The sequence below is a fragment of the Proteus sp. NMG38-2 genome, from assembly GCF_020640995.1.
Taxonomy (GTDB): Bacteria; Pseudomonadota; Gammaproteobacteria; order Enterobacterales; family Enterobacteriaceae; genus Proteus.
Genome location: NZ_CP085481.1, coordinates 4,036,390 through 4,049,078 on the forward strand (window position 1 = coordinate 4,036,390; position 12,689 = coordinate 4,049,078).

General features: G+C 40.8%; 6 protein-coding genes. 2 read left to right on the top strand and 4 right to left on the bottom strand.

Features of this window, described 5'->3' with window-relative positions:
- The first annotated feature begins 96 nt into the window (after nucleotides 1-96).
- Both LG402_RS18945 and LG402_RS18950 read left to right on the top strand, forming a co-directional pair.
- Nucleotides 97-1,428, top strand: a complete 1,332-nt coding sequence (locus LG402_RS18945) for a colicin E3/pyocin S6 family cytotoxin (protein ID WP_227336130.1) — start codon at nucleotides 97-99, stop codon at nucleotides 1,426-1,428.
- A gap of 20 nt (nucleotides 1,429-1,448) precedes the next feature.
- Nucleotides 1,449-1,703, top strand: a complete 255-nt coding sequence (locus tag LG402_RS18950; protein ID WP_227336131.1) for a colicin E3-like toxin immunity protein — start codon at nucleotides 1,449-1,451, stop codon at nucleotides 1,701-1,703.
- A 446-nt stretch (nucleotides 1,704-2,149) separates the two neighbouring features.
- Here the strand turns inward: LG402_RS18950 and LG402_RS18955 are convergent, their stop codons facing one another.
- From LG402_RS18955 to rplL, 4 genes are all read right to left on the bottom strand, one after another.
- Nucleotides 2,150-3,505 (bottom strand): polysaccharide deacetylase family protein, encoded by a 1,356-nt coding sequence (locus tag LG402_RS18955; RefSeq protein WP_227336132.1) that lies wholly within the window; start codon nucleotides 3,503-3,505, stop codon nucleotides 2,150-2,152.
- 80 nt (nucleotides 3,506-3,585) lie between these two features.
- Nucleotides 3,586-7,812 carry a DNA-directed RNA polymerase subunit beta' gene (gene rpoC / locus LG402_RS18960; RefSeq protein WP_166539415.1) on the bottom strand — a complete coding sequence of 1,409 codons (4,227 nt, stop codon included), beginning with the start codon at nucleotides 7,810-7,812 and terminating at the stop codon, nucleotides 3,586-3,588.
- A gap of 122 nt (nucleotides 7,813-7,934) precedes the next feature.
- Nucleotides 7,935-11,963, bottom strand: a complete 4,029-nt coding sequence (gene rpoB, locus LG402_RS18965) for a DNA-directed RNA polymerase subunit beta (protein ID WP_072071066.1) — start codon at nucleotides 11,961-11,963, stop codon at nucleotides 7,935-7,937.
- Between the two features lie 351 nt (nucleotides 11,964-12,314).
- On the bottom strand, nucleotides 12,315-12,680 hold the full coding sequence (gene rplL / locus LG402_RS18970; RefSeq protein ID WP_023583093.1) for a 50S ribosomal protein L7/L12: 366 nt from the start codon (nucleotides 12,678-12,680) through the stop codon (nucleotides 12,315-12,317).
- Nucleotides 12,681-12,689 lie beyond the last annotated feature (9 nt).

Consider the following 12,689-nt stretch of genomic DNA (forward strand, 5'->3'; position numbering starts at 1 on the left):
TATCTATTTATTATTAGGTTTCACTCAAATTCGATAGTTAATTACAGTGATTCAAACTGTATTTAAACATCTTTATGATTAAATAAGGATAATTTTATGAGTGAAAAAAAACTACCAAACTATGAATATTCAGATCTTTTAAAAAGAAATATTTGTCCTATATGTGCAAAAATGGATTGCCCTTTCTTGACTGAAAGTAAACATGGAAAAGAGATGATGGAGGCTTATCGCTCTGGCGATTTTGGAAGAGCAAAAAAGATATATGTTCAACGATGTGCTCAATTCCATGGCATGATGAAGTTTCATTTAGATAAGGCGATAAAAACGTATGACGATATTGTAAGTGTATTCACCTCTCCGGCAACCACGCCATTACCAAATAAATTAACGACTGCAACTCAAGCCGCTTGGAATAATCTTAAACTCGGTACAACAATTCAAGCATCAACTGCAGCACCTATAGCCATAGTGGCACCATCCTTACCTATTACAACCTCTTCAAGCGCAGGTGCTGTTGAAAGTTTAGGTACAATATTGGGGAGATCACTTGGCCTTGGCTTAGGCTTAATGCTCTATTCGAAACCAGCAGGTAAAGGAAGTGATTTTTACCCTAATACTATTTATCGCCCTGTAGATATTAACGCCAGACTAACCCCCGAAGCACTAATACTGAATATTCCTGAACGAAATATATTAAATGATATTGCTAAACGAGCAGGGACGATTAAAACAACGGCTATTTTTGTCGAGACAAGCATAAATGGTGCAAAACAAATTGATCTTATTAAAACAGAAAAACCAGTACAAACACGTGTTATAGAAGCACGTAAAACAGTAGAAGCTGGTGTCTTTTCATTTAAGCCGGATAAAGATAAACAAGAACATAAAGTATTAATAGGCACATCTGCCATTTTAAAAGGGACACCATTATCAGAACCAGAACGGCATAAATATATTCCTGAAAAAATATATGATATTCCCCGTTTTGACGATTTGCCATTAGAAAGCACTAAATTTTTTACGCAAGAAGAGAAAGGCATATATACTAATAAAGAGCCTTTAATTCTTGTTTTTCCACAAGCAACGGGAATAAGCCCCATTTATATTTCTGCGGGAAAAAAAGATAAAATCCGCCAAGGTGTTAAAGAAAAAGGTCACGATTATCATCCCGCACCAAAAACCGAAGAAATTAAAGGATTTGGAGAGTTAAAAGAAGGAAAATGGAAAACACCTAAACAAGGAGGTGGTGGCAAACGTAAACGTTGGTTTGGAGATAAAGGTCGCAAAATCTATGAATGGGATTCCCAACATGGTGAAATCGAAGGCTATCGCGCCAGCGATGGGCAACATATTGGAGTATTTGATCCTAAAACAGGTAATCAGATTAAGCCTGCAGATCCTAAGCGTAATATAAAAAAATATCTGTAACCTATAAGGGAAATAAAATTATGGGATTAAAAGTATATTTACAATGGTTTGATAAAAAAAATGAAGATTTTATTGGAAATGAATATTCAGTTGATTTAGGTGATGACGATACTATTATTGAAGAAACTATTAATCCTGATATAAACATTATAAATAATGGTGGATTTGATGTTATTTCAGATTGGGCTCCTTCTCTTCAAAAACACATAAATCATAAAATAGAATTAGATAAATATGATTATCAAGTTGCATTTGAATATCGAGATAAATGGTAATTAATCACTCTGTTATAAAATATGAATACTCCTCTTAAATGATAGAAAGGAGTATTCTATTTATAATAAACACATAAAGAGATAAAATAAAAAATTATTCTAATAAATTATTGGTATTTTATTAATTAATAAAAGTTATTGATTATATTTACTATACTATCACTAATAATTTAATTTCGTGTACACTTAAACCAGTCATTCGTTCGATAAAAGGAAGATCAAAGTTCTTTTTTAATAATTTTTGTGCCAATTCTAATTGCACTTCCATGCTGAATTTGGATTGCCAGCTTACAGAAAAAAATGAATTTTTATCACTAACAAATAATCATAATTATCTGAAAAATATAAGTTATTTATTGATCTTAACTGAATACGTAATAGAGAAATAAAAAATACCTTCAATAAATATCAAAGGTATTTTTTAATATTATAAATTTTCTTTTTAATTATTTATCAACAACAATATTCTCATTCACCACTTCATATTCATCATTACCCACCATCCTCGCAAATTTCTCAATAGGATCTGTACTCAACGCATATAGCCGCTTTAAAGCATAAGGGGGATCACCTAAACGTACTTTTCCTTGTCGTGTCGTCACTGCCAATGTCATTCCTGATGCTTTAGTTGCATTAATTGCTCTTTGGTTATAACCACCAAAAGGATATGCAAAAGCGTATTGATGTGGGTTTAATAATCGTAAAACACGCTGGGAGCGCTGTAAATCTAATACGATAGTATGAGATTGGCGACTAAATATAATGGGTTTTTTATTATTATCTAAACGATGTAAAAAATGAGAATGTGACTGAATATCAAAAACATCTCGACTTGATTTCAGTGCCTGCCAACTCATAAACTGTAATGAATTAGGTGCCCATTTGGGCGTTTTAGATTTTATACGTGATGAAATAACAAATAATGTTGCTCTCTGGCCATTTTCTTTTAAAAGTGGATAGGCATAGCGATAAACAGATTGTAAACCATCATCAAATGTTAACGCGACAGCTCGTCCCGGCAAATTAATACTTTTATTTAGATAGCCTGCAACTTGATTTAGTGAAAGCGTTTCATATCCGGCTTCTTTTAAATAATTCATCTGCTCTGTAAAGGCAGTTAATGATGTTGTTGTTGATGTATGACGAAAATTATGATTTTCCGTTACTTTGAGAATATGGTGATAAGTAAGTATCGGTATCCCTAAATCAGGTTTTACATCCTTTGATGAAATATAACCTAAACGGTCACCTAAAGAGACCTCAAACCAATTGATTTCACTTCCATTAGTATCTTCTTTAATTGTGCGTGATAGCACGGGATAACGTAAATTGGATAAGAGTGTCGCTATTTGTGGGCTAGCAATATCTTTATCACTATAGATGGGGGTATTTTTTGTTGTGATCAGATATTCATAGATAGGGTAATCGGTTTTCTTCGTGCTATCTGATAAGAAACGTATTTTCTTATCAGCCGAAATAGAAGCAATATCTTCAAAATAACCATCTTCTAAATAACCAGCTTCCAAATAACCTTGGGCATTTCCAAATTGTATTTTATGGTAATTATTTATCGCATCTGAAACATAAAATCCCTGATTAGGATATAGCTCAGCAACAGGTCTTAATTTATTACCAATAAAAGCATATAAGGTTTTTTGCTGACGAACCTGCATCAATGTTGTGGTCGGAGTTTCTAAATCCCATTGTGTTTCTGTTGGTATTTCCCTTTCTAAAGGGGTTGCAAAAGCAAGACCAGTAAAAATAAAAAATAGGATAATCAATCCGTTAGTTATTATTCTCATCATTTCGCCTACTTATTGTAGAACAGAAACAAAAAATGCCCTCACAATGGAGGGCATTTCAATCTAATCTAAATTAGATTTTAGTCTTTTAATCCACCAAAACCAGCATTCAGTAATTCTGCTAAGTTAGCAGATGCTTCATCAGCACTGATTGTTGTTTCAGTTTCATCTGTCGGCAGTTGTGATTGACGACGCTTCATACGATCTTGGTGATACGCATATCCAGTACCAGCTGGGATCAAGCGACCAACAATAACGTTTTCTTTCAAGCCACGTAATTCATCACGTTTACCCGCTACCGCAGCTTCCGTCAGAACACGAGTTGTTTCTTGGAACGATGCAGCAGAGATGAAGGATTCAGTTGCCAGAGATGCTTTCGTGATACCTAACAGGTCACGAGCATACGTTGCTGGTACTTTACCATCATCTTCCAGAACACGGTTTGATACTTTAACGCGAGCGTATTCAACCTGTTCACCTTCGAGGAACTCAGAGCTTCCTGCGTTCGCAATGGTGACTTTACGTAGCATCTGACGAACGATAACTTCGATGTGTTTATCGTTAATCTTAACGCCTTGTAAACGGTAAACTTCCTGTACTTCGTTAGTGATATAGCGAGTAACCGCGTGAACACCACGTAAGCGCAGAATGTCGTGTGGTGACTCTGGACCATCGGAGATAACATCACCGCGTTCCACAACCTCACCCTCGAATACGTTAAGCTGACGCCATTTAGGGATCATCTCTTCGTATGCATCGCTACCGTCTAATGGAGAAATAACTAGACGACGTTTACCTTTAGTCTCTTTACCGAACGATACAATACCGCTGATTTCAGCAAGGATTGCAGGCTCTTTCGGACGACGAGCTTCAAACAGGTCAGCAACACGTGGCAGACCACCGGTGATATCTTTAGTACCGCCAGATTCTTGTGGAATACGCGCTAAAGTGTCACCTGCGTTAATTGTAATGCCATCGTCTAACTGAACAATTGCTTTACCTGGCAGGAAGTACTGTGCTGGCATATCAGTATTCGGGATCAATACATCTTTGCCTTGTGCATCAGTGATGCGCAATGCTGGACGTAAATCTTTACCGCTACCTGTACGCTCTGCTGAATCCAGAACAACCAGTGAAGAAAGACCTGTTAATTCATCTGTTTGACGTGTGATAGTTTGACCATCAACCATGTCAGCAAAACGAATGATACCAGATACTTCACTCACAACTGGCATTGTATGTGGATCCCAGTTAGCAACAGTTTCGCCACCGTTAACCGCTTCGCCATCACCTTTCGCTAATTGAGCACCGTAAGGCACTTTGTAGCTTTCTTTCGTACGACCGAATTCGTCAATTAAACGTAATTCAGTGTTACGAGAAGTGATAACTAATTTACCTGCAGTATTGGTAATGAATTTCGCATTGAACAGCTTCAGAGTACCTTTATTACGTACTTGAATGCTAGATTCTGCTGCCGCACGAGATGCCGCACCACCGATGTGGAACGTACGCATCGTTAACTGTGTACCTGGTTCACCGATTGACTGTGCCGCGATAACACCGATAGCTTCACCTTTGTTGATGATATGACCACGAGCAAGGTCACGACCATAACATTTAGCACATACACCGAAGTCTGTGTTACAGGTTACAACTGAACGTACTTTCACGCTGTCAACTGAGTTTTCTTCTAACAGGTCACACAGTTTTTCGTTTAACAGGGTGTTACGTGGAACAAGAATATCGGCAGTACCTGGTTTCAGAATATCTTCCGCAGCCACACGACCTAATACACGTTCACGCAGTGGCTCTTTAACATCACCACCTTCGATAACCGGAGTCATCATAACACCTTCGGTTGTACCACAGTCGTCTTCTGTTACGACTAAGTCTTGTGCAACGTCAACTAAACGACGAGTCAAGTAACCGGAGTTTGCTGTTTTCAGTGCGGTATCCGCAAGACCTTTACGAGCACCGTGGGTTGAGATGAAGTACTGGAGTACGTTCAGACCTTCACGGAAGTTCGCTGTGATTGGTGTCTCGATGATTGAGCCATCTGGCTTAGCCATCAGACCACGCATACCTGCTAACTGACGGATCTGAGCTGCAGAACCACGAGCACCGGAGTCAGCCATCATAAAGATGCTGTTGAAAGATACTTGTTGTTCTTCTTCACCATTACGGTTAATAACGGTTTCAGTAGACAGGTTTTCCATCATCGCTTTTGCTACGCGCTCATTCGCCGCAGCCCAAATATCGATAACTTTGTTATAACGTTCGCCCGCTGTTACCAGACCGGATTGGAACTGTTCCTGAATTTCTGCAACTTCTGCTTCTGCTTCTGCAATGATCTCTGCTTTTTTAGCAGGGATAACCATGTCATCGATACCTACTGAAGCACCTGAACGTGCTGCGTAAGCAAAACCGGTATACATGATTTGGTCAGCAAAAATAACGGTCGGTTTCAAACCTAATACGCGATAACAGGTATTGAGCATTTTAGAAATTGCTTTTTTACCTAATGGTTGGTTAACCAGCGCGTAAGGTAGGCCTCTTGGTACGATCATCCATAAAATAGCTCGGCCGACAGTTGTGTCTTTTAAGCTAGTTTCAGTAGTGATATTACCTTCGCCATCTTTGATCTCTTCAGTGATACGTACTTTAACGCGTGCGTGTAAAGAGGCTAAACCAGCGCGATAAACGCGTTCAGCTTCTTTAGGACCACTTAGCACCATGCCTTCACCTTTGGCATTGATGCAGTCACGAGTCATGTAGTAAAGACCTAATACAACGTCCTGTGAAGGAACGATGATTGGGTCACCACTTGCTGGAGACAGGATGTTATTTGTTGACATCATCAGCGCACGAGCTTCTAACTGTGCTTCTAATGTCAATGGTACGTGAACCGCCATTTGGTCACCATCGAAGTCGGCGTTGTATGCCGCACAAACGAGTGGGTGTAACTGAATAGCTTTACCTTCGATAAGGATTGGTTCAAATGCCTGAATACCTAAACGGTGAAGTGTTGGTGCACGGTTTAGCATTACTGGGTGTTCGCGGATAACTTCATCTAAGATATCCCAAACAACCGCTTCTTCGCGCTCAACCATTTTTTTAGCGGCTTTGATTGTTGTCGCTAAACCACGGGTTTCCAGTTTTCCGTAAATAAATGGTTTGAATAACTCAAGAGCCATTTTCTTCGGTAGACCACACTGATGCAGACGCAAGTATGGACCAACGGTGATTACAGAACGACCAGAATAGTCAACACGTTTACCTAACAGGTTTTGACGGAAACGACCTTGTTTACCTTTGATCATATCAGCCAAAGATTTCAGAGGACGTTTGTTAGAACCTGTAATCGCACGACCACGACGACCGTTATCTAATAACGCATCCACAGACTCTTGTAACATACGTTTTTCGTTACGTACGATAATGTCTGGAGCTGCTAAATCGAGCAGGCGTTTTAAACGGTTGTTACGGTTGATCACACGACGATATAAATCGTTCAGGTCAGATGTCGCAAAACGACCGCCATCAAGTGGAACCAGTGGACGTAAGTCTGGTGGTAACACAGGCAGTACAGTTAAGATCATCCACTCAGGTTTATTGCCTGATTGCATGAATGCTTCAAGTAACTTGATACGTTTAGTCAGTTTCTTACGTTTGGTTTCAGAGTTAGTTTCATTTAACTCTTCGCGCAGCGTTTCACACTCTTGTTCCAGATCCATGCTCTGTAACAGGTTCTGAACAGCTTCTGCACCCATCTTCGCATCAAATTCGTCACCGAACTCTTCTAATGCATCAAGATATTGCTCTTCTGTTAAGATTTGTCCGCGCTCAAGGCTGGTCATCCCGCCTTCAACAACAACGTAAGATTCAAAATACAGTACACGTTCAATATCGCGCAGTGGCATATCCAGCAGCAGACCGATACGGGACGGCAGTGATTTCAAGAACCAAATGTGAGCAACTGGAGAAGCTAATTCGATGTGACCCATACGTTCACGACGAACTTTAGTTTGTGTAACTTCAACGCCACACTTCTCACAGATAACACCACGGTGTTTTAAACGTTTGTATTTACCACACAAACATTCGTAATCTTTTACTGGTCCGAAAATACGGGCACAGAAAAGACCGTCACGTTCTGGTTTGAACGTACGGTAGTTAATTGTTTCTGGCTTTTTAACTTCACCAAATGACCATGAACGGATCATATCAGGTGATGCCAGAGCAATTTTGATCGCATCAAACTCTTCGGTCTTGGTTTGCGCTTTCAGAAACTTTAATAAGTCTTTCACGAAATGGCTCCTGTCGGAGTTAGACCTGCCAGGCAAATGACCCCTGTCATTCACCCCTTTAAACCAGTGTAGTCACTGTTTGACAGACTGCCATTTCTAGCAGTCTGTCTATATGGAATACGTTATTCGTCTTCCAATTCGATGTTGATACCCAGTGAACGGATCTCTTTCAACAATACGTTGAACGACTCTGGCATACCTGGTTCCATCTGATGGTTACCATCAACGATGTTTTTGTACATTTTGGTACGACCGTTAACGTCATCCGACTTAACAGTAAGCATTTCTTGAAGAGTATAAGCTGCACCGTATGCTTCCAGTGCCCACACTTCCATCTCCCCGAAACGCTGTCCACCAAACTGCGCTTTACCACCAAGAGGTTGCTGAGTAACTAAGCTGTACGAACCGGTAGAACGGGCGTGCATCTTATCATCAACTAAGTGGTTCAGTTTCAGCATGTACATGTAACCAACAGTTACTGGACGCTCAAATTGTTCACCTGTACGACCATCGAAAAGTGTAATCTGACCAGAAGTTGGAAGATCAGCTAATTTCAGCATCTCTTTAATTTCCATTTCTTCTGCACCATCGAACACTGGTGTTGCGGTTGGCATACCTTTTTTCAGGTTTTCAGCCAGACGTAACACTTCTTCATCGCTGAAGGTGTCCAGATCAACTTTCTGACGAGGTGCCATACCCAGATCGTAAGCTTTCTGGATAAATTCACGTAACTTAGCAACTTCTTGTTGCTGTTTCAGCATCGCGTTGATCTTATCACCGATACCTTTAGCAGCCATACCCAAGTGAGTTTCAAGGATCTGACCGATGTTCATACGTGATGGTACACCTAGTGGGTTCAGTACGAGGTCTACTGGATTACCGTTTTCATCGTATGGCATGTCTTCAATTGGGTTAATCTTAGAGATAACACCCTTGTTACCATGACGACCCGCCATCTTATCACCAGGTTGGATCTGACGTTTAACTGCCAGGTAAACCTTAACGATTTTCAGCACGCCTGGTGCTAAATCATCGCCTTGAGTGATTTTACGACGTTTGGCTTCCAGTTTTTTCGCGAACTCAGCTTTCAGTTCATCATACTGTTCAGCTAATTGTTCTAACTGGTTTTGCTTCTCTTCATCCGCAATACCCAGCTCTAACCAACGTTCACGAGGTAATTTATCTAATTTCTCAGCTTCAATACCGCCAGCAATCAGAACACCACGGATACGAGCGAATAGACCAGCTTCAAAGATACGCAGTTCTTCAGTTAAGTCTTTCTTAACTTCACGTAACTGTGATTCTTCGATTTCTAATGCACGTTTATCTTTTTCTACGCCATCACGGGTGAAGACTTGTACGTCGATAACTGTACCAGACACACCATTAGGAACACGTAGAGAAGAATCTTTAACATCAGACGCTTTTTCACCGAAGATAGCACGTAGCAGTTTCTCTTCTGGAGTCAGTTGAGTTTCACCTTTAGGTGTTACTTTACCAACCAGAATGTCACCACCTTTCACTTCAGCACCGATATAAACGATACCTGATTCATCCAGTTTAGATAACGCTGCTTCACCGACGTTCGGGATATCAGCAGTGATCTCTTCAGGCCCTAACTTAGTATCACGAGAGACACAAGCGAGTTCTTGAATGTGGATAGTAGTGAAACGGTCTTCTTGAACAACACGCTCAGATACAAGGATGGAGTCCTCGTAGTTATAACCATTCCATGGCATAAATGCCACGCGCATGTTTTGACCTAATGCTAACTCACCAAGGTCTGTTGAAGGACCATCAGCTAACACGTCACCGCGATCAACAGGTTCACCTAAAGATACGCAAGGAGTTTGGTTAATACATGTGTTCTGGTTAGAACGGGTGTATTTAGTCAAGCTGTAGATATCGATGCCCGCTTCACCAGCGTAAGTTTCTTCTTCGTTAACTTTGATAACGATACGAGAAGCATCAACATACTGAACAACACCGCCACGTTTAGCAACCGCAGTAACACCGGAGTCAACCGCTACAGCACGTTCCATACCTGTACCTACTAGTGGTTTATCACCACGAAGTGTAGGAACAGCCTGACGTTGCATGTTCGCACCCATCAATGCACGGTTGGCGTCATCGTGTTCAAGGAATGGGATCAGTGAAGCACCGACAGAAACAACCTGTTGGGTTGAAACGTCCATGTACTGAACTTGGTCACGACTAAATAAGCTTGACTCACCTTTATGACGGCAAGTAACTAATTCTTCAACGAAGTGATTGTCATCGTCTAATACGGAGTTAGCCTGAGCAATGATGAAGTTACCTTCTTCGATTGCAGACAGATAGTGAATTTCATCTGTTACAGCGTTGTTTTCAACAACACGGTAAGGCGTTTCAAGGAAACCGTACTCGTTAGTCTGTGCATAAACAGATAATGAGTTGATAAGACCGATGTTTGGACCTTCAGGCGTTTCGATTGGGCACACACGACCGTAGTGAGTTGGGTGTACGTCTCGAACTTCAAAGCCTGCACGTTCACGGGTCAAACCACCTGGGCCTAATGCAGAAATACGACGTTTGTGCGTAATTTCTGATAGCGGGTTATTCTGATCCATAAACTGTGATAACTGGCTAGAGCCAAAGAATTCTTTGACAGCAGCAGAAATCGGTTTTGCGTTGATCATATCTTGTGGCATTAATGCATCAAGATCGCCTAAAGACAGACGCTCTTTAACTGCACGTTCAACACGCACCAGACCAACACGGAATTGGTTTTCAGCCATTTCGCCAACAGAACGAATACGACGGTTACCTAAGTGGTCGATATCATCCACTTCACCTTTACCATTACGGATATCAATCAGTTTTTTCATTACTTCAATGATATCTTCTTGGCTCAGGATGCCAGAACCTTCAACTTCGTCACGGCTTAACGAACGGTTGAACTTCATACGACCTACAGCAGAAAGATCATAACGATCTTCAGAGAAGAATAAGTTCTCAAATAAGTTTTCTGCAGCTTCGCGTGTAGGTGGTTCACCAGGACGCATCATGCGATAGATTTCGACTAACGCGCTTAAACGATCGTTTGTAGGATCGACGCGAACAGTTTCTGAAATATAAGCACCATGATCTAAGTCATTGGTAAACAGAGTTTCAATTGTTTTATGACCAGCTTGACTTAAGCGAGCTAACACATCTAAAGAGATTTCCATGTTAGCAGCACAAATCAGTTCACCTGTCGCTTCATCAATATAGTCACGAGCAACCACTTTACCTGCAATGTATTCAACAGGTACTTCAATGCGGTCAACTTGCTCTTTTTCTAATTGACGAATATGGCGAGCGGTAATACGACGGCCTTTTTCGACATACACTTTGCCGTTTGCTTCAATATCAAATGAAGCAGTTTCACCACGCAGACGTTCAGGCACTAATGTCATCATCAGCTTGTTGTTGCTGATTTCAAACAGTGTTTTTTCGAAGAATAATCCTAAGATTTCTTCAGTGCTGTAGTTCATTGCGCGTAAAATGATAGTCGCAGGTAATTTACGGCGACGGTCAATACGGACAAAAAGGTTATCTTTAGGGTCGAATTCGAAGTCTAACCATGAGCCACGATAAGGGATAATACGTGCGTTATACAGTACCTTACCTGAAGAGTGTGTTTTACCTTTGTCACTATCAAAGAACACACCAGGGCTACGGTGTAACTGGGAAACGATAACACGCTCAGTACCATTGATAACAAAAGTACCATTATCGGTCATTAATGGGATTTCACCCATATAGACTTCTTGTTCTTTGATGTCTTTAACGGTGCCTTCTGGGGCTTCACGTTCATAAATGACTAGACGCAGTTTTACACGCAGAGGTGCTGAGTAAGTTACACCGCGGATCTGACATTCTTTAACATCAAAAACAGGCTCGCCTAAGCGGTAGCTGACATATTGTAATTCAGCATTACCACTGTAGCTTTGGATAGGAAATACGGAACGGAAAGCTGCTTCCAGACCGTTTTGACCATCAGGATCTTGCTCGATGAACTTCTGGAACGAGTCAAGTTGGATAGAAAGGAGATAGGGAACATCCAGAACTTGTGGACGTTTACCAAAATCCTTACGAATACGTTTTTTCTCGGTATAGGAGTAAACCATAGGGTTCCTCAGCTCGCTGAAAAGTGACCCACTCTGCCTGTCCTTAACTTTTTAAGGATGGCTCGACATTCTGCTAACACTATTTTTTTGTAGGTAGGAAAACAACTATTTTCCGAATATTCATTGCTATTACTCTTAAATCATTTCATTGTGTCGAGCTCACTACCGAGCTTTCGAGAACGTGGATCGTAGTGATTAACACAGTATATTAAGTCGTCAATAGCAAAAAATATTGAAGTAATGAGACACCAAAAAAGTGTGAAAAAGTGACTCTTACCTTACAGCGCAAAAAGGCTGGTGACCAAAAAATCACCAGCCATCAGCCGTTAGGCTGCACTCTGGGAAGTTAAATTATTTAACTTCAACCTCAGCGCCTGCTTCTTCCAGAGCTTTCTTCAGAGCTTCAGCATCATCTTTGCTTACGCCTTCTTTCAGAGCTGCTGGTGCAGATTCTACTAAGTCTTTAGCTTCTTTCAGGCCAAGACCGGTAGCGCCACGTACTGCTTTGATTACTGCTACTTTGTTACCGCCGATAGCTTTCAGGATAACGTCAAATTCAGTTTTCTCTTCAGCAGCTTCTGCTGGACCCGCAGCAACAGCAACAGCTGCAGCAGCAGATACACCGAATTTTTCTTCCATCATAGAGATCAGTTCAACAACGTCCATTACAGACATTTCAGCAACTGCGTTTAAGATATCGTCTTTAGAAATAGACATAACAAGTGT